Genomic DNA, 24,063 nt, shown 5'->3' with positions numbered 1-24,063 from the left:
GCCGGACGGCTTCCGGCGATCGGACGCAGTGACTACCGCTCGAAGCCCGCGAAGGTTGCGGTGGATCAACGTAAAGAATTGGCAATGCGTCGCATTATCTGCTGCGGATAAAAACGGTCAAAGTGATCGTGCGACGATTGGCTGCCGAATCCTTAATTCCCTTGTGGCGCAAGAGAATTGGATGGGTGGTACAGGGGTACGGAAAGGCGTGCGCGGCGTCGTCCCGCCGTGTCCGGCGCACCCCGATCGAGGGACCGTCCGCACGCATGAGTGATGCGGCGTCCTACGGTCCGGTGACGATCCGCACCGCGCCCGCGACGGCGCCGGGACCCGCGCCCGCCGCGGTCGACTTCCGCCACCTGCCCGGCTCCCCGGCGCGCCATTCCCGGCCGCCGTACGCGACCTTCTCGATGTGCAGCGCCGAGGAGTACGCCACCGCCCAGTGCGCCAGCTCCCAACCGCGCTGCGGGGGCCGGTCGGCGGCCGGGCGGGCGGGCACGGGGACCGTCACGGCGCGCCCGGCGGCCGCGCCGGGACGCACCTCGCGGCCGAAGTCGCGGGCGAGGGCGGCCCGCACCCGCGCGGGGCCGCCGGGGTCGGTGCCGGGGCGGCCCTCGCAGCTGAAGGCGGCGGGCGTCCGGCCGGTGAGCGCGGCGGCGAGCAGCGCGGCGTCCGGCTCGTGCTTGGCGTACGCCTGCGGGAAACCGGAGCGCTGCACCCGCTGCGCGGCGACGGTCAGCGGCAGCCGCGAGTAACCGGGGACCTCGGCCAGGTGCGCGTAGAACCGGCCCGCCGAGTACGCCGGGTCCATGATGTGCCGCGCGTCGCCCCAGCCCTGCGAGGGGCGCTGCTGGAAGAGGCCGAGCGAATCCCGGTCGCCGTGCGTGATGTTGCGCAGCCCGGACTCCTGCAGCGCGGTGGCCAGGGCGATGGTCACCGCGCGCTCGGGCATCCCGCGCGAGGTGCCGGCCGCGGCGACCGTCGCGGCGTTCTCCGCCTGCTCGGCGGTGAACGTGTACGAGGCGCCGCCGTTCCCGGAGGCGACCGTGCACCGGGGCGCGGGCCTGCCGCCGTAGACCCACTGGAGCGCCACATACCCCACGACGGCGAGGAACGCGGCGGCCGCGGCCCCGTAACGGAGGAGACGGCCGCGCCGGACGGGGGTGGAGGGCACGCGCACGCGACCAAGGTACTAGTCCTGCCATCGGTCGCGGAGCGCTGCGGCGTTAGGGTCGTGCGCATGCCTCAGACACCGCTTGACCTCACGCTCGACGCCGCGGCGCTGACCGCGCGGCTGGTCGATTTCCCGTCCCCGAGCGGCGAGGAGAAGGCGCTCGCCGACGCCATCGAGACGGCCCTGCGCGGGCTGCCGCACCTCACGGTCGACCGGCACGGCAACAACGTCGTGGCCCGCACGAACCTCGGCCGCGCGGAGCGCGTCATCCTCGCCGGGCACATCGACACCGTCCCGATCGCGGACAACGTGCCCTCCCGCCTCGACGCGGACGGCGTCCTGTGGGGCTGCGGCACCTGCGACATGAAGTCGGGCGTCGCCGTCCAGCTGCGCATCGCGCAGACGGTGACCGAGCCCAACCGCGACCTCACCTTCGTCTTCTACGACAACGAGGAGGTGGCCGCGCACCTCAACGGCCTGGGGCACGTCGCCGAGGCCCACCCCGAGTGGCTGGCGGGCGACTTCGCCGTCCTGCTGGAGCCGACCGACGGCCAGGTCGAGGGCGGCTGCCAGGGCACCCTGCGGGTGCTGCTGCGGACCAAGGGCGTGCGGGCGCACTCCGCGCGCGCCTGGATGGGCGCCAACGCCATCCACGCGGCCACCCCGATCCTGGAGAGGCTCGCCGCCTACGAGCCGCGCAAGCCGGTCGTGGAGGGCCTGGAGTTCCACGAGGGGCTCAACGCCGTCCGCATCGAGGGCGGCGTCGCCACCAACGTCATCCCCGACGAGTGCACCGTCACCGTCAACTTCCGCTACGCCCCGGACCGCACCGAGGAGGAGGCCCTCGCCTTCGTGCGCGACTACTTCGCCGACTGCGGCGTCGACGAGTTCGTCGTCGACGACCACACCGGCGCGGCCCGCCCCGGCCTCACCCACCCGGCCGCGGCGGCGTTCATGGCGGCCGTCGGCGGCGAGGCGCGCCCCAAGTTCGGCTGGACGGACGTGTCCCGGTTCAGCGCGCTCGGCGTGCCCGCGGTCAACTACAGCCCGGGCGACCCGCTGCTCGCGCACAAGATCGACGAGCGCGTGCAGGCCTCGCGGATCCCGGTCGCGGAGGAGAAGCTGCGGGCCTGGCTGACGTCGTAGCCGCGCCCGGGGCCCCATGAGGCTCCCGGTACCGGACATCCCGAGGTCCCTCTGCCGTAACCCGCGTGGATCTACGCTGTGGGTCACGTACGCATGGAGGGAGCAGACGATGAGCAATCCCGACAACGGCACCGACAGCGCTGCCCGCGCCGCGAGGAAGGGGCCCGAGCAGCGGCTCGGGCCGGTGCTTCGCCGGCGGGACAAGGTGCAGTCCGGCACCACCGATCAGCGTCTCCTCGACTCCGACGGCCCTTCGGAGTGGGTACACACGGACCCCTGGAGAGTCCTGCGCATCCAGTCGGAGTTCATCGAGGGCTTCGGCACACTGGCCGAACTCCCGCCCGCGATCAGCGTTTTCGGCTCGGCGCGCACCGGGGAGGGCTCGCCGGAGTACACGGCGGGCGTGGAGATCGGCAAGGCGCTCGTGGAGGCCGGCTTCGCGGTGATCACGGGCGGCGGGCCCGGCGCCATGCAGGCCGCCAACCAGGGCGCCGTCGAGGCGAAGGGCACGTCGGTCGGCCTCGGCATCGAGCTCCCCTTCGAGCAGGGCCTCAACCCCTACGTCGACATCGGCGTGAACTTCCGCTATTTCTTCGTCCGCAAGACGATGTTCGTGAAGTACGCGCAGGGCTTCGTGGTCCTGCCCGGCGGTCTCGGCACCCTGGACGAACTCTTCGAGGCGCTCACCCTCGTGCAGACCCGCAAGGTCACCCGGTTCCCGATCGTCCTGTTCGGCACGGAGTACTGGGGCGGCCTCGTCGACTGGCTGAAGAACACGGTCATCGCCCAGGGCAAGGCCTCCGAGGCCGACCTGCTGCTCTTCCACGTCACCGACGACGTGGAAGAGGCCATCTCCCTGGTGACCAAGGAAGTCGGGAAGTAGCACCCCCTAGGCACCCCCGCAGGGAGTCAGGCGAGTCCCCGGCGGGCGACCGCCGGGGGCCGGTGGCCCGCGATCGTCGCCACCATGTCGACGACCTGCCTGGTCTCGGCGACCTCGTGCACGCGGTAGACCTGCGCGCCCAGCCACGCCGAGACCGCCGTCGTCGCCAGGGTGCCGATGACGCGCTCCTTGACCGGCTTGTCGAGGGTCTCGCCCACGAAGTCCTTGTTGGACAGGGAGACCAGCACGGGCCAGCCCGTGTCCACCATCTCCTCCAGCCTGCGGGTGGCCTCCAGGCTGTGCCGGGTGTTCTTGCCGAAGTCGTGCCCCGGGTCGATCAGCACGGACTCGCGCGGCACGCCGAGCTCCACCGCCCGCTCGGCCAGGCCGACCGTCACCCGCAGGATGTCGGCCATCACGTCCTCGTACGTGACCCGGTGCGGCCGGGTACGCGGCTCGGCGCCTCCCGCGTGCGTGCACACCAGGCCCACACCGTACCGCGCGGCGACCTCCGCGAGCTTCGGGTCGACGCCGCCCCACGCGTCGTTGAGCAGGTCGGCGCCGGCCTCGCAGACCGCGGCGCCGACGTCGTGGCGCCAGGTGTCGACGCTGATCACCACGTCGGGGAAGCGCCTGCGGACCTCGGCGACGAAGCCCACCGTGCGGCGCGCCTCCTCCTCGGCGGTGACCTCCTCGCCCGGGCCCGCCTTGACCCCGCCGATGTCGACGATGGCGGCGCCCTCGGCCACGGCCTGCTCCACGCGCGCGAGCGCCGGCTCGTCGCGGAACGTGGCCCCCTGGTCGTAGAAGGAGTCCGGGGTCCGGTTCACGATCGCCATGATCACCGGCTCGTGCGCGTCGAACTCGCGCCTGCCAAGCCTGAGCATCCCCTGTGGCCCTCCTGGGTCCTAGTCGCGGTTCGGCCGCCTGCGACCTTAACTGTCACAGGCGCATGGCACGATCGGACCCGAGAAGTTTCAGCACGGGCAGTCGAGCGTGAGGGCCTGAAGCCATGGTCTTGTTCTTGTTCCTGGTCATCGCCCTCGTCGTGGTGGTCGGCGCGGTGTCCCTCGCCGTGATCGGCGGCGGCGAGAGCGGTGCGCTGGCCGACGTCGCGCCCGAGCGTTTCACCGACCCGCTGCCCCCGGACCGCCCACTGCGCCGCGCCGACGTCGACGCGGTGCGCTTCCCGATGACGCTGCGCGGCTACCACATGGACGAGGTCGACGACGTGCTCACCCGCCTCGGCGCCGAGCTCGCCGAGCGGGACGCCCGCATCGCCGAGCTGGAGGCGGCCCTGGCCGGCGCGCAGGCCACCGCGGTCGCGGGGCCCGCCCTCTTCGACAAGGACGAGAAGGGCGACGAGCAGTGAGCATCGAAGGCGGCGCGGTCGCGGGCCCGGACGGCGGACTCCGCTGCCCCTGGGGCCTGTCCACCGAGGACTACGTGGCGTACCACGACGACGAGTGGGGCCGCCCGGTCCACGGCGACGACGCGCTGTACGAGCGGCTCTGCCTGGAGGCCTTCCAGTCCGGCCTCTCCTGGATCACGATCCTGCGCCGCCGGGAGGGCTTCCGCGCCGCGTTCGCCGGCTTCGAGATCCCGGCGGTCGCGGAGTTCACCGACGAGGACCGCGCGCGGCTCCTCGCCGACCCGGGCATCATCCGCAACCGCGCGAAGATCGACGCGACGCTCGCCAACGCGCGCGTGCTGGCCGGCTGGTCCGAGGGCGAACTGGACGAGCTGATCTGGTCGTTCGCGCCGGACCCGACGACCCGCGCGGTCCCGCGGACACTCGCCGACGTGCCCGCGATCACCGACGAGTCCACCGCCCTGTCCAAGGCGCTCAAGAATCGCGGCATCCGCTTCGTCGGCCCCACCACGGCGTACGCCCTGATGCAGGCCTGCGGCCTGGTCGACGACCACCTCGCGGACTGCGTGGCCCGCGAGGCGGGGGCCCGGACCTAGCGTCCAGGGCGGTCAGCGGCCGAGGTACGCCGGCTTCTCCTTGGCGATGAAGGCCCGCACCGCGATGGTGTGGTCCTCGGAGGCGCCGGCCCTGGCCTGCAGCTCGTCCTCCTTGTCCAGCGCCTCGTCCAGGGTGTGCCCCGCCGCGTAGGCGAGGGACTCCTTGAGCGCCGCGTACGCGAGGGTCGGCCCGTCGGCGAGGGCGCGGGCCACCTGCGCGGCCTCGGCGGCGAGGTCGGCCGCGGGCACGATCTTGTTGACGAACCCCAGCTCGTACGCCTCCTGTGCGGAGATGTTGCGCGGGAAGAGCAGCAGGTCGGCGGCGCGCGCGGGGCCGATCAGGCGCGGTAGCGTCCAGGAGACGCCCGAGTCGGCGGTGAGCGCGACCCCGGCGAAGGAGGTGTTGAACTTGGCGGTGTCCGCGACCACCCGGTAGTCGGCGGCGAGCGCGAAGCCGAGGCCCGCGCCGGCGGCGGCGCCGTTGACGCCCGCGACGACCGGCTTGGGCATGCCCGTCAGCGCCCGCACGATGGGGTTGTAGTGCTCCCTGACGGTGCTCATGGTCTCCCCGGTGCCGGCCTCGCGGTCGGCCGTGAGGGAGCCGATGTGCTCCTTGAGGTCCTGGCCCACGCAGAAGGCGCGCCCGTTGGCGGTGAGCAGCACCGCGCGGACCGCCTCGTCCGCTGCGGCCGACCGGGCGGCCTCCCGCAGGGCGACCTTGGCCTCGGTGTTCATGGCGTTCATCGCCTCGGGACGGTTGATCGTGATCGTCGCGAGTCCGTCGCTCACCTCGTAGAGCACGCTGTCGGCCATGGGGTCCCCTCCGCTGGTCCAGTAGGTAGGAGCTCAGCATGACGGAGATCATCGGAGTCCGGCATGCGGACGTACATGTGACCTGCGTCAAAGAATTTCGGGCCCCTGAGGCGTATGGGGCGGCGAAGTATCGCAGCCACATCGCCGAATTGAGTGGTTTTGCGGGCGCGCGTTGCGCAGTCGATGCCGACCGATGTTGGTCATCGGGTCCTGCCATGCGGGATAATGGCCTGGAAGCAATGTGTTCGATGCCGGTGACACCTGGGTTGTCGGCTGCGATGAGCTGGTTTCAGGAAGGGGAACGAGCATGGCGGCCATGAAGCCGCGGACGGGCGACGGCCCGCTCGAGGTGACCAAGGAGGGGCGGGGCATCGTCATGCGCGTTCCGCTCGAAGGCGGCGGACGACTTGTCGTCGAACTGACTCCGGACGAGGCCGACGCGCTCGGCGACGCCCTGAAGAAGGTCGTCGGCTGACGCGGAAGCGCGCCCAGACTTTTCCACTGCCCCGGCATCGTACGACGGTGCCGGGGCAGTGCTGTGTCCGGGCCCTGGAGGGGCGCCGAGGACGGCGTGACCGCGTGACCAGCCGCGACGGACCGCGTACGGCGCACGCACCAGGAGACCGGCGGCACCCGGCACGACGGCCCCGGCGATCGGCGGCAGCCGGCGCACGCGCCCGCCCGGACGGGCCCGGCGCTACCGTTTGACGGCGCAGAGCAGCCCGTCACCCACGGGAAGCAGCGACGGAACCAGGTCGGGGCTCTCCCGCACGGTGCGCAACAGATCGCGCAGGTGCAGGACCTCGACCGGCTGGGGACCGGAGTCCACCGTCCTGCCGTCCGCGAAGACGCCCTCGAAGCAGACGAGGCCGCCGGGCCGCAGCAGGCGCAACGATTCAGCGAGATAGTCGAGTGACTCGAGCCGGTCGCCGTCGCAGAACACGAGGTCGTAACCGCCGTCGGCGAGCCGCGGCAGGACGTCGAGGGCGCGCCCGGGGATGAACCGCGCGCGGTTGCCCGCGAAGCCGGCCGCGCGGAAGGCCTGACGGGCGAAGGCCTGCCGCTCCGGCTCGGGATCGACCGTGGTCAGCACGCCGTCGGGCCGCATCCCGTGCAGCAGGTGGATGCCCGACACCCCGGTCCCGGTACCGATTTCGGCCACCGCTTTCGCGTCAGCCGTGGCGGCGAGCATGCGCAGCGCGGCGCCGGTGCCGGGCGACACCGAGGGCAGGCCTGTCTCCCGGGCCCGGTCCCGGGCCCAGCGCAGTGCCTCGTCCTCGGCGACAAAGGCGTCGGCGAACGCCCAGCTCGTCTGCCGGTTGCCGGTAATGGCCCTCTCCTGTCCCCGTGGTTGCCTGGCCGTGACTGTATCCGTTGGGGCCGGGAACCCGCAGATGGGACCGGGCGTTTACCGGGGGTGGGAGAACAGCGGGGGTGGACGGATGGATCAAGACCGGAAGCGGGCGGCGCGAAGCGGCAGGACACCTGCAGCGAAGCCCGTACCAAATTCACGTAAAAACGCTTATCCGGAGCTAACGGGCGAGGTGGTTATGGTAGGGGCTCCACTGGACACCACCAGAGCCGACAGGGGAGGTGCGGCTGCGTCCGCGGATCGGGGAGGAGCGCTGCGGCGCTTTCTCGGATTGGCGGGTGAGCCGAAATCCGTGACCGACACCGCTGACCGCATCCGTGCCAACGACTCCGCTCAGACCGCGACCTTTGCCGCTGACGCGGAATCGCAGGCGTGGACTCCGCCCACCTGGGAGGAGATCGTCAGCACGCACAGCGGCCGCGTGTACCGCCTGGCGTACCGCCTGACCGGCAATCAGCACGACGCCGAGGACCTCACGCAAGAGGTCTTCGTCCGTGTCTTCCGGTCCCTCTCGACCTACACCCCCGGCACGTTCGAGGGCTGGCTGCACCGCATCACCACCAACCTCTTCCTGGACATGGTGCGCCGCAAGCAGCGCATCCGCTTCGACGCGCTCGGGGACGACGCCGCGGAGCGGCTGCCGAGCCGCGAGCCCTCGCCCCAGCAGGTGTTCAACGACACGCACTTCGACGCGGACGTCCAGCAGGCGCTCGACACCCTCGCGCCCGAGTTCCGCGCCGCCGTGGTCCTCTGCGACATCGAGGGCCTTTCGTACGAAGAGATCGCCGCAACACTCGGCGTCAAGCTCGGTACGGTCCGCAGCCGTATCCACCGGGGTCGCTCGCAGCTGCGCAAGGCGCTCAAGCACCGGTCTCCCGAGGCCCGCGCGGAGCGCCGCTCGCTGGCGGTGACCGGAGCCATGGCGCTGGGAGGAGGGGGTGCGACCGCGTGAGTGGATCACGGTCGAATCCTGCCGAACGGCACCGAGCCGAGGCCGAGCAGCATCTGGGAGACCGGCTCGCCGCCCTTGTGGACGGCGAGTTGGGCCATGACGCGCGCGAGCGCGTCCTCGCGCATCTGGCGACCTGCCCGATGTGCAAGACCGAGGCGGACGCGCAGCGTCGCCTGAAGAACGTCTTCGCGCAGGCGGCACCGCCGCCGCCCACCGAGAGTTTCCTCGCCCGCCTCCAAGGACTTCCCGGAGGCGGCTCCGACGCGTCGGGAGGACCCGGCGCGCCGGGCGACGGCGAGGGTTTCGCCACCGGGTCCACCGACTCCGCGGGACTGCCGCGGGGCGGGATCTTCGGGGTGCCCCCCGACCCCTTCGTCGAGTACGTGCCCGCGGGCGCCCACGCGGCGGTCCTGCCCAGTGACCGCCGGGGCTTCCGCATCCACGAGATGCCCCGGCCCGACGGCTCCCGGCCCGACGCGGACCGCTCGCTCTGGCGCGGGCGCCGCTTCGCGTTCGCCGCGGCGGGCGCGGTGTCGCTGGCCGCCATCGCCCTCGGCGGTGTCACGGTCGGCGCCCCCGGCGACTCGGGCGACACCCGCGCGGGCGGCTCGGGCAGCAATGTGACCCCGCAGCGCAGCCAGGGCTCCGGGAACGCCGCGACCCCCGACGCCTCGCGGCGCCGGGGCGGCGGCAGTCCGCTGTCGGTGCAGGGCCAGCGCCCGGGCGCGCTTGCGGCGCCCGTCGCGCCGACCGAGGTCACCGGGCCGCTGCTGCCCGGACCTCCCACCCAGCCGTTGCGTCCCCGTGGTTCCGTCTACGAGCTCACCGCCCCGATGGTGGCGGGTGCCGCGACCATCTCGCCCCTGATACGCCCGGTGCCGCCCGGCCGGCATGCCGCGGTGCTGCCCGGCATGGAGCTGCCGCAGACGGACGAGTCCGTCGTGGCGGGAGAGGCGAATCCGGTGCGGACCACCGCGACGGCTCAGGGCGCGGGGCCGCTGAGGGGCACGTCGCGGATGCGCTGAAGCGACGGTGCCCTGCGCTTTTCGTCGGGGACCTGGTTGAATCCTCGGTGGGCCGTGCCCGCCGGGGATTTCTGGTGGGTACGGGGTTGAGCAAGCAAACGGCGTCCGCCGCGGGCCAGTTGTGGGGAGAACATGGACGAGGGGAAGCCCACGAAGGCGAACTGGTGGAGCCGCCCCCGGTCGGAGGCGGAGGCGTCGCACGCCGGCTCGAACGCGTCTGAGGGCGGGACGCCACAGCCGACCTCCCCGCCGCCCGGTTCCGCCGGCCCCGACGCCGAGACCTCAGCGGCCCCTGCCCCGCAGGCCCCGCAGGCCCCGCAGGCCCCGCAGGCCCCGCAGGCCCCGGAGGTGCCGCCGGGGGCTTCGGCCGACCCGGACCCCGCCGCGGGCCACGCCCCGACCGGGCTGGGTCCCGCCTCGCCGACGCCCTCGGAGCCCGTGAGGTCGGGCGCCGACCCGGCACCGGCGTCTCCGGCCCCCGCGCCCATGGCCGACCCCGGCACCGCCGCGGCGCAGCCCTCCGCCCCCGTCGACCCCCGCGGCGACGCGGTGCCCGGGGGGTTCATACCGCCCGCCGGCTCCCCGTACGGGGCGTCGGCCGACGGCGTGGCCGCTCCGATTCCCGCCCAGGGCGCGACGGGTCAGGTCCCGATGGCACCGCAGGTGCCGGAAGCGCCGGCTCAGGGAGGCCCCGTGGACGCCCCGGGAGCCGTACCCACGGCCGCCACGGACCGCCCCCGCCCCCTGCACGACCCCGACCCCTACAGCACCCCGCCCTACGGCGAACCGGGCCCCTGGGCGCCCGCGCCCCCCGTGCAGCACCCCGCGGCGACCCCGGCGCACGGCACCTCCCTGCCGACACCCCCGCAGGGGACCCCGACACCCGGCGCCCCCGCGCCGCACGTTCCGGCCCAGCCACCCGCCCCCTACGACGCCCCTCACCCGGCGCCCCCGCACGGCGGCACCCCGGCGCACGGCACCCCGCCCCACGGCACCCCGGCACCGGGGACCCCGACCACCCCGTACGACACCGCCCCTCAGCCTCAGCAGCCCCACGCCCAGCCTCAGCCCCATGCCCACCCCGGCCCAGGGGCTCGGCAGCCGTACGACCCGTGGAACGCGCCCCTGCAGCAGATCGGGTCGCTGCCCCCGGAGGCGCCGGAGAAACGGCGCAGGCGCGGGCGGCGGATGCTGGTCGTCGGGGCCGTCGTGCTCGCCCTCGTGTCCAGCTTGGTCGGCGGCGCCATCGGTTCGTACCTGGAGCGCAACGGCAGTGACGACGTCCAGCTGCGGCAGCCGGACGCCGAGTCCGCGCAGCGGCCCAAGGGCAGCGTCGCCGGCATCGCCTCCGCCTCCCTGCCCGGCGTCGTGACCCTGCACGTCAGCGGCGACTCCGCGCAGGGCACCGGCACCGGGTTCGTCCTCGACGCCAAGGGCCACATCCTCACCAACAACCACGTCGTCGAGCCCGCGGGCACCGGCGGCCATGTGTCGGTGACCTTCAGCGGCGGCGAGACCGCCGAGGCGGAGGTCGTCGGCCGCGACTCCGGCTACGACCTCGCGGTCGTCAAGGTGTCCCACGTGCACGGGCTGAAGCCGCTGCCCCTCGGCAACTCCGAGAGCGTCCAGGTCGGCGACCCCGTCGTGGCCATCGGCGCCCCCTTCGACCTGGCGAACACCGTCACCTCCGGGATCATCAGCGCCAAGGAGCGGCCCATCACCGCGGGCGGCGAGAAGGGCGACGGCAGCGACATCTCGTACGTCGACGCCCTGCAGACCGACGCGCCGATCAACCCGGGCAACTCCGGTGGGCCCCTCGTCGACTCCAAGGCGCGCGTCATCGGCATCAACAGCGCCATACGCTCCGCGGACGAGGGCTCCGCCCCGACCGGCGGTCAGGCGGGCTCCATCGGCCTCGGCTTCGCCATCCCCATCAACCAGGGCAAGCGCGTCGCCGAAGAGCTGATCAACTTCGGCCGGGCGACGCACCCCGTGATCGGCGTCACCCTCGACACCGAGTTCAACGGGGACGGCGCCCGCATCGCGGACAAGGGCAGGAGCGGCGGCCCTTCGGTCAACAAGAACGGCCCCGGCGACCGGGCAGGCCTGGCGCCGGGCGACGTCATCACCGAGGTCGACGGCCACGCCGTGCACTCCAGCGACGAACTCATCGTCAAGGTCCGCGCGCACCGCCCGAAGGACCGGCTGCGGCTCACCGTCGAGCGGGGCGGCGACGACCGCGGGGTGACCCTGGTGCTCGGCTCGGCCGACGGGAACTGAGCGGTTCGGGTAAAGGACTGGCCAGGTCTGATCCGGGTTGTCGTGCAGCGGCTACCGGACGGACACGGGCGGCGGGTACCGTGGTCCCGGTCCGGACCACGCAAAACCTGCTGGGCACCACTTTCCGGACACGCACGGACGACGACGCCCAGACGACGACGCACGGACGACCTGCTGCGGGCTGAGGACATCGCAAGGAGCTCAAGGTGTTCAATGACATTGGCGCACTCGAGATAGTGGCGCTGGTCGTCCTCGCCGTGCTCATCTTCGGTCCGGACAAACTGCCGAAGGTCATCCAGGACATCTCCCGCACGATCCGCAAGATCCGCGAGTTCTCCGACAGCGCGAAGGCGGACATCCGCGACGAGCTGGGCCCGGAGTTCAAGGACTTCGAGTTCGAGGACCTGAACCCCAAGAAGTTCATCCGCAAGCAGCTCGACAACGAAGAACTCGGGCTCAAGGAGATCCGCAACGGCTTCGACCTCAAGAAGGAGATGAGCGAGGTCGCGGACGCCGTGCACGGCCGCGAGAGCGACTCCTCCGACACCGGTTCCGACGCCTCGGCCGCCTCGTCCGGCGGAGCCCGGATCGACATGCGGAAGAAGACGGCCGAGCCCGGAAAGCCGGCCGCGGGAGACCCCCCGCCCTTCGACGCGGACGCCACCTGAGGCCTCGCCTGAACTGCTCCCGCCAACAGGTGTGGCTATCCTGCCTTGTTGTCCGGGGTGAGGACGCCCGAGGGGGGCGGGCCGCTCCGGACACTCGAGAGCGAGGAGGCGGCCGGGTACATGGAGACGACGAGTGCGGTGGGCGCGAAGGCGTCGACCGGGGACGGCACCGCACAAGCGGTGCCCTCCGCCCGACGCACGGTCGACGGCTACCTGCTGGCGCCCTTCCCCTGGTACGGCCTGGACGAGGCCTTCACGGGGCAGCGCTGGCTGATGCAGGTCGGCGCGACGTCGGACGGAGCCGTGGAGCACGGTTCGATCGGACACGGTGACGAGCCGTCCGTCCGCGCCGAGGGCAGCCTCGGCAACAGCGACAAGGAGCGCTTCGCGGTCGTGGTGACCGTGGCCGCCAACCCCGTACGGCGCAGCGCCGACGGCACGGGCCTGCTGGAGGCCACCTCGGTCTCCTCGGCGGCCTGGCTCGCCGGGGTCGGCCTGCTGTCCTTCACCTGGCCCGGCCAGATGGACCACACCCTGCGCGACGACTGGCTCGACCAGCAGACGGAGACGGCCTGGGTCCTCGCCGACGACCTGGAGGGCTCCGACTGGTCCTCGCTGTCGCTGCCGGTGGACGGGGAGCCGACCCCGTTCCACTACCGCGAGTCCGAGTACGGCTGGGTCCTCGCCGGCTCCACGAAGGAGGGCGTGCACCTGGGCGCGTACGGGCGCGGCATGAGCGCGTACGGTCTGGGCTTCTCGGTCATCCAGGACATCGGCGCGTACGCCTAGGGCGGCGGGCCGGACGGGTGAGGGGGCGCCGTCGGAGTGACGGCGCCCCCTCCCCTTGGTGTTCCCCGCGCCCCTACGGGGCGTCCCCTGGGCGGCCTCAGCCCCGGATCAGAACTTGTTGCGGGGTGTGATGCCCAGTGTCATGCCTGCCAGGCCCCGCTGGCGGCCGCCCAGCTTGCCCGCGATGGCGCGCAGCGCCGCGCCCGCGGGGGAGTCCGGGTCGCTCAGGACGACCGGCTTGCCCTCGTCGCCGCCCTCGCGCAGCCGGACGTCGATCGGGATGGAGCCGAGGACCGGCACCGTCGCGCCCGTCGTCCTGGTGAGCCCCTCGGCGACCTTCTGGCCGCCGCCGGTGCCGAACACGTCGACCATCTCGTCGCAGTGCGGGCAGGGCAGGCCCGACATGTTCTCGACGACGCCGACGATCTTCTGGTGGGTCTGCACCGCGATGGAGCCGGCCCGCTCGGCGACCTCGGCGGCCGCCTGCTGAGGCGTCGTCACGACGAGGATCTCGGCGTTCGGCACCAGCTGGGCGACGGAGATCGCGATGTCGCCGGTGCCCGGCGGCAGGTCGAGCAGGAGCACGTCCAGGTCGCCCCAGAAGACGTCCGCGAGGAACTGCTGGAGCGCGCGGTGCAGCATCGGGCCGCGCCACACCACCGGGGCGTTGCCCGGGGTGAACATGCCGATGGAGATGACCTTCACGCCGTGCGCCGACGGCGGCATGATCATGTTCTCGACCTGGGTGGGCCGGCCGTCGGCCCCCAGCATGCGCGGCACGGAGTGGCCGTAGATGTCGGCGTCGACGACGCCGACCTTGAGACCGTCGGCGGCCATCGCGGCCGCGAGGTTCACCGTCACCGAGGACTTGCCGACGCCGCCCTTGCCGGACGCCACGGCGTAGACGCGGGTGAGCGAGCCGGGTTTGGCGAAGGGCACCTCCCGCTCGGCGGTGCCGCCGCGCAGCGCGGAGGCCAGCTCCTTGCGCTGCTCGTCGCTCATCACGTCGAGGGTGACGTCGACCCGCGTGACGCCCTCGACGGCGGCGACCGCGTCGGTCACGTTCTTGGTGATGGTCTCGCGCATCGGGCAGCCGGAGACCGTCAGGTACACGGTGACCGCTACCGCCCCGTCAGCGGCGATATCCACCGATTTGACCATCCCCAACTCGGTGATGGGTCGCTGGATCTCGGGGTCGTTCACCGTCGCCAGTGCTTCACGCACCGCGTCTTCCGTAGCCATACGACCGATAGTACGGCGCGGTAACCCCGGCACGGAAAGGTCTGTCAGCGGTCGCCTACATCACTCCCGCGCGAGCCCTCCCGCGGGAATACCACGCGCTGCTCCTCCAACTCCTTGACCAGGTCCTGGAGCTCGGAGCGGATCCAGTCGCGGGTCGCCACCTCGCCGAGGCCCATGCGCAGCGAGGCGATCTCGCGGGTGAGGTACTCGGTGTCCGCGATCGACCGCTCGTTCTGCTTGCGGTCCTGTTCCAGGTTGACGCGGTCGCGGTCGTCCTGGCGGTTCTGCGCGAGGAGGATCAGCGGAGCGGCGTACGACGCCTGCAGCGACAGCATCAGGGTGAGGAAGATGAACGGGTACTGGTCGAAGCGCAGGTGGTCGGGTGCCGCGATGTTCCACACCACCCACATGACGATGACGACCGTCATCCAGACGATGAACCGGCCCGTCCCCAGGAACCGCGCGATGCGCTCCGAGAGCCGCCCGAACGCCTCCGGGTCGTACTCGGGCAGCAGCCGGGGGCGCGGGGTCCTCGGCTGGTCGAGGCGGAAGCGCGGGCTGCGGGGCTCGGCGCGGTTGTCGCGCTCACGGTCGGCCATGGCCCGCTCCCTCCTCCTCCAGATGGAACTCCGTCTCGCGCCAGTCGTCGGGCAGCATGTGGTCCAGTACGTCGTCGACGGTGACCGCCCCGAGCAGCGCGCCGCCCTCGTCGACGACGGGCGCCGCCACCATGTCGTACGTCGCGAAGAACCCGGCGACGGCGGGCAGCGTCGCGTCCGGCGCGAGCGGCTGCAGGTCGTCGTCGAGGATCGAGCCGACCAGCGTGTACGGGGGGTCGCGCAGCAGCCGCTGGAAGTGCACGGTGCCCAGGTACTTGCCGGTCGGCGTCTCGTCCGGCGGGCGGCACACGTACACCTGCGCGGCGAGCGCGGGGGAGAGGTCCTCCATGCGCACCCGCGCGAGCGCGTCGGCGACGGTCGCGTCCGGCCGCAGCACGATCGGCTCGGTCGTCATCAGACCGCCGGCCGTGCGCTCCTCGTAGGCCATCAGCCGCCGCACGTCGGCCGCGTCGTCCGGCTTCATCAGGGTGAGCAGGCGTTCCTTGTCCTCCTCGGGCAGCTCGGCGAGGAGGTCGGCGGCGTCGTCGGGGTCCATGGCCTCCAGGACGTCGGCGGCGCGTTCCTCCTTGAGCTTGCCGAGGATCTCGATCTGGTCGTCCTCGGGCAGCTCCTCCAGGACGTCGGCGAGCCGGTCGTCGTCGAGGGCGGCGGCCACCTCGGTGCGCCGCTTGGGGGAGAGGTGGTGCAGGACGTTGGCGAGGTCGGCGGGGCGCAGCTGCTCGAAGGTGGCGAGCAGGCTCTCGGCGCCCTGGCCGTGCTCCTCCAGGGAGAAGCCGTCGACGGCGGACCAGTCGACGGTCAGGGTCTCGCCCTTGCGCCGGAAGGTGCCGCCACGCCCCTTGCGCACGAAGACCCGGTCGATCTCCCAGTCGCGGCGGGCGGGCAGCTGCTGGACCGACACGTCGAGGACGGTGACCTCCTCGCCGGACCCGACCAGGTGCACCCGCCGGTCCAGCATCTCGCCGAGCACGAGGCGCTCGGTGGGCCGCTGCTCGAAGCGCCGTACGTTGAGCACGCCGGTGGTGATGACCTGGCCCGACTCGATGCCGGTGACCCGGGTCATCGGCAGGAAGATCCGGCGTCGGGTGGAGAGCTCGACGACGAGGCCGAGCAGCCGGGGCGGCCGTCTGCCCACCCGGAGCATCGCCACCAGGTCGCGCACCCGGCCCACCTGATCGCCGTTCGGGTCGAAGACGGCGGTGCCGGAGAGGTGCGAGACGAAGACCCTGGGGGCGCCTGCCGCCATGCGTGCGCCTCCTTCGGGTCGGGGGGTTCATCCCGTTTGGTCCGCCAATACGGGTCAATACGGGCTTCAGGCTAGCCCGTCCCGGTCGGATACGCCCCGGCGGAGGGTCCGGACGGACTGCCTCCGATCGGTCCGGCCGATCCGGGTACGCTGCCGTACTGCCGTAGCCGTAGGCCGTCCGCACGAGAGGCAGCGCCACCTGTGACCGCACTTCCCCTGGCCAGCCGCGCCCGCAGGGCGGCGTTCGTGAGCGCGATGTGCGCGGGCCTGGTCGCGGCGGCCACCGGCCTGACGGCGTGCAGCGGTGAGGACCCGGACGCGGGGACGAACGGCGTGGGGAAGCTCTCCCCGGCGAAGATCCAGGCCAAGGCGGACTCGGCGGCGCAGAAGGCGTCGGCCGTGCGGCTCTCCGGCACGGTGGTGAGCAAGAACCACACGTACACCCTCGACATGCGCCTCAAGGGCGAGGGCGGCACGGGTTCGGTCACCTCCAAGGGGCAGACCTTCCAGCTGCTGCGGGTCGGCGAGGAGCTCTACCTCAAGGCCGGGTCGGAGTTCTGGACGCACGACGGCGGCAAGGGTGACGGCATGTCCGCGGACGGGACGGCGGCGGCCAAGCTGGACGACAAGTACGTGAAGGTGCCCCAGGGCGACCCCGCCTACCAGCAGCTGAGCGGCTTCACGGACAAGGGCGAGCTCCTGGCCGGCATGCTCGCGCTGCACGGTGAGCTCGCCAAGGGCGACCGCGGCGAGACGGGCTCCGTACGCTCCATCAAGATCACCGGCGACGAGGGCGCGGGCGGCACCCTGTCCGTCTCCCTGGAGGGCAAGCCCTACCCGCTCCGCCTGGAGCGCGGCGGCCACGCGGGCACGCTGAAGCTCACGGACTGGAACCGGGACTTCCCCCTGCGGGAGCCGGGCAAGGACGAGATGGTCGATTACGGCAAGCAGTTGCCGACGTCCTGACCGGAGCCGAGACCGGATGAGGCGAGCCCCGAAGGGGCAGCCTCAGGGGCGCGGGGAACTGCGCGAGCAACCACGACGCACCCGCAGAAGCGCCCCCCGAAACCTCAGCGCCGCTTCCGCTTGAAAAGCAGCCGAGGAAGCCCCCCGGGCAGCGGCTCCCGCGTCGTCGCCCCCGAGGGCAGCGGCACGGCCGCAAGCGACCCCGACGGCAGCGACGTCACCGCCGCACGCGGAGTGAGCCGCACGACCCGGCACTGCTCGGCCCACCGCACGGTGACCCGCTCCGCGTCCGGCGCGTTCAACCGCTTGCCCTTCAGCTCGGCGACAGCCGCCTCCCACTCCTCGGAGCCCGGCGCCAGCTCGCTCACCCGCGCCGTCCAGGCGACGAGCCGGCCGCCCTTGTCCTTGCTGCGGACGGTCACCTCGGCGGTGCCGCCGTCGACGAGTCCGGGCAGCGGCTGCTCGCCGGGCCCGTCCCCGACGAGGTGCGCGGCGCCCTCGTACCAGACGTGCCACAGCGCCCGCGCGGGCGAGCCCTCACCCTGGACCCAGATGAGCCCGGACTTCTTGGTGGCCTCCTCGACGAGGGCGCGGCCGAGCAGCGGATCGGCGGGCGTGGCGGCAGCCTCAGCAGTCATGGCGGCAGCCTACCGAGTGGCATGCGGCGGCCGACGGGCCGTCACAGCCAGCCGTTGCGCTTCAGGGTCCGGTGGATCGCGAGGCAGACGCCGCCGATGAGGGCGAGCACCATCCCGTAGCCGTACCGCCAGTGCAGTTCGGGCATGTGGTCGAAGTTCATGCCGTAGACGCCGCAGACGGCCGTCGGCACGGCGATGATGGCCGCCCACGAGGTGATCTTGCGCATGTCCTCGTTCTGCGCGACGGCGGCCTGCGCGAGGTTGGCCTGGAGGATCGAGTTGAGCAGTTCGTCGAAGCCGATGACCTGCTCCTGGACGCGCGTGAGGTGGTCGGCGACGTCACGGAAGTACTTCTGGATGTCGGGGTCGACGAGCCGCATCGGCCGCTCGCTGAGCAGCAGCATCGGGCGGAGCAGCGGCGACACGGCCCGCTTGAACTCCAGGACCTCGCGCTTGAGCTGGTAGATCCGCCCGGCGTCGACGCCGCGCGAGGTGCCCTTGCCCTTGCTCGGCGCGGAGAAGACCTCGCTCTCCACGTCGTCGATGTCGTCCTGCATGGCGTCGGCGACCGCGATGTAGCCGTCGACCACGTGGTCGGCGATGGTGTGCAGCACCGCGGAGGGGCCCTTGGCGAGCAGCTCGGGGTCCTCCTGGAGGCGGCGGCGCAGGGCGCGCAGCGAGCCGTGGCCGCCGTGCCGCACGGTGATGAAGAAGTCGGGACCGGTGAAGCACATCACCTCGCCGGTCTCCACGACCTCGCTGGTGGCGGTGAGTTCGGTGTGCTCGACGTAGTGGATGGTCTTGAAGACGGTGAACAGTGTGTCGTCGTAGCGCTCCAGCTTGGGGCGCTGGTGGGCGTGGACGGCGTCCTCGACGGCGAGCGGGTGCAGCCCGAACTCGGCGGCGATACCGGCGAATTCGGCCTCGGTCGGCTCGTGCAGTCCGATCCAGGCGAAGCCGCCGCGGCGGCGCACCTCCAGCATCGCCTCGTGCGGGGAGAGGGCGTCGGCGCACGCCAGTCGGCTGCCGTCGCGGTAGACGGCGCAGTCGACGACGGCGGACGCGGCGTCACGGGTGGCGTCGTAGGTGTCGTACGACGCGGGGGAGGAAGGGTAGGAGGTGCCGTCCTTGCGCAGCGAGGGACGGACGGCGGCACGAAGGTCGCGGATCATCGACATGGGCAGGCTCCTTCGAAGGAGGCCGCCTGCGACGGTTGGAACTGCCCGGAATGGGGACGTCCTACTGCGGAATGTTTGGCACGTCCACAAAGCGGGGAGCACCGCACCGTCGCGGTGGCAGCTTCGCTACTGACACAGATCAGGAAACTCAGACAGATCAGGTGGGAACGAAGTGCTCTTCCGTCGCACACGGCACGAACGGTGCGCGCGGTGCGTGTGTGTACGTGCGCAGCCAGAGGGCTGCGTGCGTCACCGGGCGGAAGAGCGGGTGGTACTGCACGGTCGACTTCGGTCCATTGCAGCCCCACCTCCTCCGGCCGGTCCCCCGTAAGGGAAGTCCCATGCGCCCCTCACGCCAGTGGCGCGAAGTCAGTGTCTGTCTGCAGGGCTTGAAAGCGACGCTTCTGCGTGCTGCCCTGAGCCAGCGGCCAACACTATCAGCCGACAGAAGTGTCAAGCCCCCGCTTTGCCCTCAGCTGACGAGTTCTATGCTCGCGGCATGTCTGATGTTCTTGCGCTGGTCGAGACCCGTCTCCGTACTGGCCTGGGGGAACCCGACGCGCGCGCCGCGGTGACCTTCCTCGGCACCGACCGGGTCGAAGTGCTGCGGTTCACGGGCGGGGACGACGGCGGCCTCGTGCGCTACGCCACGCTCGGCATGTCCGCCCAGCCGATGGCCGACCCGACCGCCGCGCTGGCCGACCCGGTGAAGGGTCCGCGCGCCGAACTGGTGCTCTCGGTCCGCGGGGGACTCGCCGACACCGACAAGGCGCTGCGGCCCCTCGCGGTACTGGCCGCCTCGCCTCAGGTCGAGGGTCTGGTCGTGGTGCCCGGCGCCTCGCTGGACGTGGGCGAACCGCTGTGGCCCGGAGCGCCGTTCACCTCGGTGCTCGTGGCGGAGCCCGGCGGCCTGGTCGAGGACCTCGAACTCGACGCGCCCATGGAGCCCGTACGGTTCCTGCCGCTGCTCCCCATGACGCCGAACGAGGCGGCGTGGAAGCGGGTGCACGGCGCCGCCGCCCTCCAGGAGCGCTGGCTGAACAGCGGAACGGACCTGCGCGATCCGCTGCGCAAGTCCGTGTCCCTGGACTGAAGTCCGGCCGCCGGAGCCTCAGTTGGCGAAGACCGTGACGCCGTCCTCGGTGGCGTGCCGCGGCTCCAGCTCCTCGGCCTCGTGGGTGAGGGCGTTCCTGCGCACCCACACCACGCCCGCGCCGAGCACCGCCGTGATCGCCGCGACCACGAACGGGACGTGGATGTTGCTCCACTCCTCGATCTTCGGCGCGAAGAACGGCGCGGCGGCGGCCGCGAACCAGCGGACGAAGTTGTAGCCGGCGCTGGCCACCGGGCGCGGCGCGTCGGAGACGCCGAGGGCGAGCTCGGTGTACACGGTGTTGTTCACGCCGATGAAGGCGCCGGACAGCACGGTGCAGACGATGGCGGTGGTGTGGTCGCCGTATCCGAGCACCAGCACGTCGACGGCGAGCAGCACGAGCGAGCCGCCGAGCACCTTGAGCGAGCCGAACCGGGCCTGCAGCCGCGGCGCGACGAGCACCGAGAAGACGGCGAGCAGCACACCCCAGGCGAAGAACACCGCGCCCGACTTGTACGGGGACATGTTCAGCACGAACGGCGTGAAGGCCAGCACCGTGAAGAACGTGTAGTTGTAGAAGAACGCGGAGGCCGCCGCGGAGGCGAGCCCGCCGTGGCCGAGCGCCTTGACCGGGTCGAGCAGCGAGGTCTTCCGCGCGGGCTTCGGCTGCTCCTTGAGGAACGCCGTGATGCACAGGAAGCCGATCGCCATCAGCGCGGCGGTGCCGAAGAACGGATAGCGCCAGCTGGCGTCGCCGAGCAGCGCGCCGACCAGCGGGCCGCAGGCCATGCCGAGGCCGAGCGCCGACTCGTACAGCAGGATCGCGGCCGCGCTGCCGCCGGCCGCGGCGCCGACGATGACGGCGAGCGCGGTCGAGACGAAGAGCGCGTTGCCGAGCCCCCAGCCGGCCCGGAACCCGACGAGCTCACCGACCGAGCCCGAGGTGCCGGAGAGGCCCGCGAAGACCACCACGAGCGCGAGGCCGAGCAGCAGGGTCTTCTTGCCGCCGATGCGGCTGGAGACGAAGCCGGTGACCAGCATCGCGACCGCGGTGATCAGGAAGTACGAGGTGAAGAGGAGGGAGACCTGGCTGGCGCTCGCGTCCAGGCCCTTGGCGATGGAGGGCAGGATCGGGTCGACGAGTCCGATGCCCATGAAGGCCACCACGGACGCGCCGGCCGTGGCCCACACGGCCTTCGGCTGCCGCAGGAGGCTGGCCGCCCCGGCGTCGAATGGGTCCCCTTCGGCGGGGCCCCCTGTGCTGCTGTTCATACAGCCGCTCCTTCACTGCTGCCACAGGGATCGTTGAAGATCGTTGATGTATACATATATTAAGTTAGCAAGGCTAAATGATGCAAGCTACACGCAGTTTTGCCTGGTGACAGCGCCACCGGACGGGTGATCGTCCTTGACGGGGCGGCGGCCGGGGAGGACCGTTGGGCGCTATGAGGGGCGAACCCAGTTGCCCGAAGTGTGGTGGCCGGGTCAGGGCTCCCGGTCTCTTTGCCGACTCCTGGCAGTGTGACGTGCACGGCACCGTGCACCCGCTGCAGCCCGTGATCCCGCCCAGCGTCGAGGCCCTCCAGGTCGTGGTGCACCGCGCACAGGTGCCGGTGTGGATGCCGTGGCCCCTGCCGGTCGGCTGGCTGTTCACGGGGGTGGCCTGCGCCGGCGACGACCGCAGCGGTGGCCGCGCGACGGCCGTGGCCTGCTCGGGGCCCGCGCCGCTCGGCGGCGTCGGTGAGCTCGTGCTCGTCGCCGAGGAGCTGGGCGTCGGCCTCGGCGCGCGGTACGCGGGCATCGACGGCCCCGACCCCGGCCCGCACATGAGCGTCGAGAAGCCACCGGAGGCCAAGGTGCTGGCCGCCGGCCGGCCGACCCCGATGTGGCACGTGTCCGGGGCGCCGGACGACCGCGCCGTCTTCGCGGGCGAGGCGCGCGGCCTGTGGCTGTGGGCCATCGCGTGGCCGGAGCAGTCGGGCCTGCTGATGTACGACGAGCTGGTGCTCACGGATCTGCGGGACGCGGGCGCGGAGGTGGACCTGCTGCCGTGCGGGGCGCTGTCGCCGCGGTTGCTCATGTCGTGAGGCGGGTGTGGGTCGGACCCGCGCGGGCGGCGCCCCGTGGTGAGCCGCGCGTGAGCGATGCCTCGTCGCGGGCGGGCGGAGGGGCGCCCCGGTCCCGTTATCCTTGAGCGTCCCCGTATCCGCCCGTCAGAGCACTGGAGCCAGCGTCGTGCGCATCGATCTGCACACCCACTCCACCGCCTCCGACGGCACGGACACCCCGGCCGAGCTGGTCCGCAACGCGGCGGCCGCCGGACTCGACGTCGTCGCGCTGACCGACCACGACACCACCCGCGGGCACGCGGAGGCGAAGCGGGCGCTGGCCGAGCTGCCGACCGGGCTGACCCTGGTGACCGGCGCCGAGCTCTCCTTCAAGCTCGACGGCATGGGCCTGCACATGCTCGCCTACCTCTTCGACCCCGACGAGCCCGAGCTCGCCCGCGAGTGCGAACTGGTCCGCGACGACCGGGTGCCGCGCGCCAAGGCGATGATCGGCAAGCTCCAGGAGCTCGGCGTGGGCGTGACCTGGGAGCAGGTCGCGCGGATCGCGGGCGACGGCTCGGTCGGCCGCCCGCACATCGCGGAGGCCCTCGTCGAACTCGGCGTCGTGCCCACCGTCTCCGACGCCTTCACGCCCGAGTGGCTCGCCGACGGTGGCCGCGCGTTCGCCGACAAGCACGAGCTCGACCCGTTCGAGGCGATCCGTCTGGTCAAGGCGGCCGGCGGCGTCACCGTCTTCGCGCACCCCGGTGCCGAGAAGCGCGGCAAGATCGTCTCCGAGACCGTGATCGCGGAGCTCGCCGCGGCGGGGCTCGACGGCATCGAGGTCGACCACATGGACCACACGCCCGAGACCCGCACCCGGCTGCGCGCCCTCGCGGGCGATCTCGGCCTCCTCGTCACCGGCTCCAGCGACTACCACGGCAGCCGCAAGACGTGTGTCCTCGGCGAGTACACCACCGACCCCGAGATCTACGGCGAGATCACGCGCCGGGCCACGGGAGCGTTCCCGGTGCCCGGGGCGGGCGGACCCTCCGCCGCCTGACGCTCGCGGCTCCACACCTGCGCGCCCTGGCGCCGCGCGAGCCCCTTCCCCCGCCGCACGGCGTGCGCGGAGCGGCTTCCCCGCACGCCGTCACGTGCCGAGCCACCCCGCACGCACGTGCGGAGCCCCACCGCATTCACCGCATCCACCGCGTTCCGTGGCGGCGGCCGCCGCGCCCTGTGCCCGGTGGCGGCCGGCGCGGATCCTTCGTACGACTCTCTGCAAGGCCATCACTGTGTTCGACGTCGCCGTCTTCGGCTCCCTCTTCCTCACCCTGTTCGTGATCATGGATCCCCCCGGGATCACCCCGATCTTCCTCGGCCTGACCGCGGGCCGGCCCGCCAAGGTGCAGCAGCGGATGGCCTTCCAGGCCGTGTGCGTCGCCTTCGGCGTGATCTCGGTCTTCGGCCTCGTGGGCCACCAGATCCTCGACTACCTGCACGTCTCGGTGCCCGCGCTGATGATCGCGGGCGGGCTGCTGCTGCTCCTCATCGCGCTCGACCTGCTCACCGGCAAGACGGACGAGCCGAAGCAGACCAAGGACGTCAACGTCGCCCTGGTGCCGCTCGGCATGCCGCTGCTCGCCGGGCCCGGCGCGATCGTGTCGGTCATCCTGGCCGTGCAGGACGCCGACAGTGTCGGTACGCAGATCTCCGTCTGGGCGGCGATCGTGGCCATGCACGTGGTGCTGTGGCTGGTCATGCGGTACTCGCTGCTGATCATCCGGGTCATCAAGGACGGCGGTGTGGTGCTGGTGACGCGGCTCGCCGGCATGATGCTGTCCGCCATCGCGGTGCAGCAGATCATCAACGGCGTGACGCAGGTGATCCAGGGCGCCTGACCACCCGCGCGTCGATGGGGCGCCCGGTCCCCGGACGCACGAAGGGCCCCCGTGGGGA

At 72.2% G+C, this 24,063-nt stretch carries 26 protein-coding genes; 16 read left to right on the top strand and 10 right to left on the bottom strand.

Going from position 1 to position 24,063, the window contains the following annotated elements; all coding sequences use genetic code 11:
* Positions 1-283: 283 nt before the first annotated feature.
* The gene (locus ACZ6B8_RS20410) at positions 284-1,180 is read right to left on the bottom strand and encodes a heavy metal transporter (protein WP_471608077.1); all 897 of its coding nucleotides are present in this window, start codon (positions 1,178-1,180) and stop codon (positions 284-286) included.
* Positions 1,181-1,240: 60 nt separating this feature from the next.
* Between ACZ6B8_RS20410 and dapE the strand changes: the two genes are divergently transcribed.
* Both dapE and ACZ6B8_RS20400 read left to right on the top strand, forming a co-directional pair.
* On the top strand, positions 1,241-2,320 hold the full coding sequence (gene dapE, locus ACZ6B8_RS20405; protein WP_471608076.1) for a succinyl-diaminopimelate desuccinylase: 1,080 nt from the start codon (positions 1,241-1,243) through the stop codon (positions 2,318-2,320).
* A 109-nt stretch (positions 2,321-2,429) separates the two neighbouring features.
* Entirely contained in the window at positions 2,430-3,203 is a 774-nt protein-coding gene (locus tag ACZ6B8_RS20400; RefSeq protein WP_471079035.1) for an LOG family protein, read from the top strand.
* 26 nt (positions 3,204-3,229) lie between these two features.
* Here the strand turns inward: ACZ6B8_RS20400 and folP are convergent, their stop codons facing one another.
* Positions 3,230-4,090, bottom strand: a complete 861-nt coding sequence (gene folP / locus ACZ6B8_RS20395) for a dihydropteroate synthase (protein ID WP_471079038.1) — start codon at positions 4,088-4,090, stop codon at positions 3,230-3,232.
* A gap of 125 nt (positions 4,091-4,215) precedes the next feature.
* Here folP and ACZ6B8_RS20390 point away from each other — a divergent pair, with 125 nt between their 5' ends.
* The gene (locus ACZ6B8_RS20390) at positions 4,216-4,575 is read left to right on the top strand and encodes a DivIVA domain-containing protein (RefSeq protein WP_471079041.1); all 360 of its coding nucleotides are present in this window, start codon (positions 4,216-4,218) and stop codon (positions 4,573-4,575) included.
* A 2-nt stretch (positions 4,576-4,577) separates the two neighbouring features.
* Positions 4,578-5,171, top strand: a complete 594-nt coding sequence (locus ACZ6B8_RS20385) for a DNA-3-methyladenine glycosylase I (RefSeq protein ID WP_471608185.1) — start codon at positions 4,578-4,580, stop codon at positions 5,169-5,171.
* A 12-nt stretch (positions 5,172-5,183) separates the two neighbouring features.
* On the opposite strand, the gene chcB is transcribed toward ACZ6B8_RS20385, so the two are convergent.
* Positions 5,184-5,984, bottom strand: a complete 801-nt coding sequence (chcB, locus tag ACZ6B8_RS20380; RefSeq protein WP_471079042.1) for a 2-cyclohexenylcarbonyl CoA isomerase — start codon at positions 5,982-5,984, stop codon at positions 5,184-5,186.
* Positions 5,985-6,022: 38 nt separating this feature from the next.
* On the opposite strand from chcB, the gene ACZ6B8_RS20375 reads away from it, so the two are divergent.
* Complete coding sequence (locus tag ACZ6B8_RS20375; protein ID WP_471079045.1) at positions 6,023-6,304, top strand: hypothetical protein; 282 nt, start codon at positions 6,023-6,025, stop codon at positions 6,302-6,304.
* Positions 6,292-6,459, top strand: coding sequence for a DUF3117 domain-containing protein (locus ACZ6B8_RS20370; protein WP_003966491.1), 168 nt, complete (start codon positions 6,292-6,294; stop codon positions 6,457-6,459). Before ACZ6B8_RS20375 ends, ACZ6B8_RS20370 begins: the two co-directional genes overlap by 13 nt.
* Before the next feature lie 222 nt (positions 6,460-6,681).
* Here the strand turns inward: ACZ6B8_RS20370 and ACZ6B8_RS20365 are convergent, their stop codons facing one another.
* On the bottom strand, positions 6,682-7,380 hold the full coding sequence (locus ACZ6B8_RS20365; RefSeq protein ID WP_471079926.1) for an O-methyltransferase: 699 nt from the start codon (positions 7,378-7,380) through the stop codon (positions 6,682-6,684).
* 154 nt (positions 7,381-7,534) lie between these two features.
* Here ACZ6B8_RS20365 and sigE point away from each other — a divergent pair, with 154 nt between their 5' ends.
* From sigE to ACZ6B8_RS20340, 5 genes are all read left to right on the top strand, one after another.
* On the top strand, positions 7,535-8,308 hold the full coding sequence (sigE, locus tag ACZ6B8_RS20360) for an RNA polymerase sigma factor SigE (protein ID WP_471079048.1): 774 nt from the start codon (positions 7,535-7,537) through the stop codon (positions 8,306-8,308).
* 77 nt (positions 8,309-8,385) lie between these two features.
* Complete coding sequence (locus ACZ6B8_RS20355; protein WP_471608184.1) at positions 8,386-9,333, top strand: zf-HC2 domain-containing protein; 948 nt, start codon at positions 8,386-8,388, stop codon at positions 9,331-9,333.
* A 132-nt stretch (positions 9,334-9,465) separates the two neighbouring features.
* A complete protein-coding gene (locus tag ACZ6B8_RS20350) occupies positions 9,466-11,613 on the top strand; it encodes a S1C family serine protease (RefSeq protein ID WP_471608075.1) in 2,148 nt (715 codons plus the stop codon).
* A 206-nt stretch (positions 11,614-11,819) separates the two neighbouring features.
* The gene (locus ACZ6B8_RS20345; RefSeq protein ID WP_471079054.1) at positions 11,820-12,281 is read left to right on the top strand and encodes a sec-independent translocase; all 462 of its coding nucleotides are present in this window, start codon (positions 11,820-11,822) and stop codon (positions 12,279-12,281) included.
* A 120-nt stretch (positions 12,282-12,401) separates the two neighbouring features.
* Positions 12,402-13,070: a hypothetical protein gene (locus ACZ6B8_RS20340; RefSeq protein WP_471608074.1), complete on the top strand. Its 669-nt coding sequence runs from the start codon at positions 12,402-12,404 to the stop codon at positions 13,068-13,070.
* Positions 13,071-13,178: 108 nt separating this feature from the next.
* Here the strand turns inward: ACZ6B8_RS20340 and ACZ6B8_RS20335 are convergent, their stop codons facing one another.
* The 3 genes from ACZ6B8_RS20335 to ACZ6B8_RS20325 are packed head-to-tail and all read right to left on the bottom strand — an operon-like array spanning position 13,179 to position 16,178.
* Positions 13,179-14,312 (bottom strand): Mrp/NBP35 family ATP-binding protein, encoded by a 1,134-nt coding sequence (locus ACZ6B8_RS20335; RefSeq protein WP_471079060.1) that lies wholly within the window; start codon positions 14,310-14,312, stop codon positions 13,179-13,181.
* Between the two features lie 44 nt (positions 14,313-14,356).
* Positions 14,357-14,911 (bottom strand): DUF1003 domain-containing protein, encoded by a 555-nt coding sequence (locus ACZ6B8_RS20330; RefSeq protein WP_471079063.1) that lies wholly within the window; start codon positions 14,909-14,911, stop codon positions 14,357-14,359.
* Positions 14,898-16,178, bottom strand: a complete 1,281-nt coding sequence (locus ACZ6B8_RS20325) for a magnesium transporter MgtE N-terminal domain-containing protein (protein WP_471079066.1) — start codon at positions 16,176-16,178, stop codon at positions 14,898-14,900. The genes ACZ6B8_RS20330 and ACZ6B8_RS20325 overlap by 14 nt, the downstream gene beginning before the upstream one ends.
* A gap of 201 nt (positions 16,179-16,379) precedes the next feature.
* Between ACZ6B8_RS20325 and ACZ6B8_RS20320 the strand changes: the two genes are divergently transcribed.
* Complete coding sequence (locus ACZ6B8_RS20320; protein ID WP_471608073.1) at positions 16,380-17,144, top strand: hypothetical protein; 765 nt, start codon at positions 16,380-16,382, stop codon at positions 17,142-17,144.
* A 104-nt stretch (positions 17,145-17,248) separates the two neighbouring features.
* Here ACZ6B8_RS20320 and ACZ6B8_RS20315 read toward each other — a convergent pair whose 3' ends face one another.
* Positions 17,249-17,782, bottom strand: a complete 534-nt coding sequence (locus ACZ6B8_RS20315; RefSeq protein WP_471608072.1) for a hypothetical protein — start codon at positions 17,780-17,782, stop codon at positions 17,249-17,251.
* Positions 17,783-17,823: 41 nt separating this feature from the next.
* The gene (locus ACZ6B8_RS20310) at positions 17,824-18,960 is read right to left on the bottom strand and encodes a magnesium and cobalt transport protein CorA (RefSeq protein ID WP_471079075.1); all 1,137 of its coding nucleotides are present in this window, start codon (positions 18,958-18,960) and stop codon (positions 17,824-17,826) included.
* Positions 18,961-19,459: 499 nt separating this feature from the next.
* Here ACZ6B8_RS20310 and ACZ6B8_RS20305 point away from each other — a divergent pair, with 499 nt between their 5' ends.
* Positions 19,460-20,053: a suppressor of fused domain protein gene (locus tag ACZ6B8_RS20305; RefSeq protein WP_471608071.1), complete on the top strand. Its 594-nt coding sequence runs from the start codon at positions 19,460-19,462 to the stop codon at positions 20,051-20,053.
* 18 nt (positions 20,054-20,071) lie between these two features.
* Here ACZ6B8_RS20305 and ACZ6B8_RS20300 read toward each other — a convergent pair whose 3' ends face one another.
* A complete protein-coding gene (locus tag ACZ6B8_RS20300) occupies positions 20,072-21,325 on the bottom strand; it encodes an MFS transporter (protein ID WP_471079081.1) in 1,254 nt (417 codons plus the stop codon).
* A 173-nt stretch (positions 21,326-21,498) separates the two neighbouring features.
* Between ACZ6B8_RS20300 and ACZ6B8_RS20295 the strand changes: the two genes are divergently transcribed.
* The 3 genes from ACZ6B8_RS20295 (at position 21,499) to ACZ6B8_RS20285 (ending at position 24,005) form a co-directional block, all read left to right on the top strand.
* Positions 21,499-22,140, top strand: coding sequence for a DUF6758 family protein (locus ACZ6B8_RS20295; RefSeq protein WP_471079084.1), 642 nt, complete (start codon positions 21,499-21,501; stop codon positions 22,138-22,140).
* A gap of 148 nt (positions 22,141-22,288) precedes the next feature.
* Entirely contained in the window at positions 22,289-23,164 is an 876-nt protein-coding gene (locus ACZ6B8_RS20290) for a PHP domain-containing protein (RefSeq protein ID WP_471079087.1), read from the top strand.
* Positions 23,165-23,399: 235 nt separating this feature from the next.
* Entirely contained in the window at positions 23,400-24,005 is a 606-nt protein-coding gene (locus ACZ6B8_RS20285; protein ID WP_355803127.1) for a MarC family protein, read from the top strand.
* The last annotated feature ends 58 nt before the right edge of the window (positions 24,006-24,063 follow it).

Source organism: Streptomyces sp. NPDC041122 (genome assembly GCF_055592445.1).
Note: the sequence above shows the minus strand (reverse complement) of the source record. Positions and strands in the feature narration are given on the sequence as shown.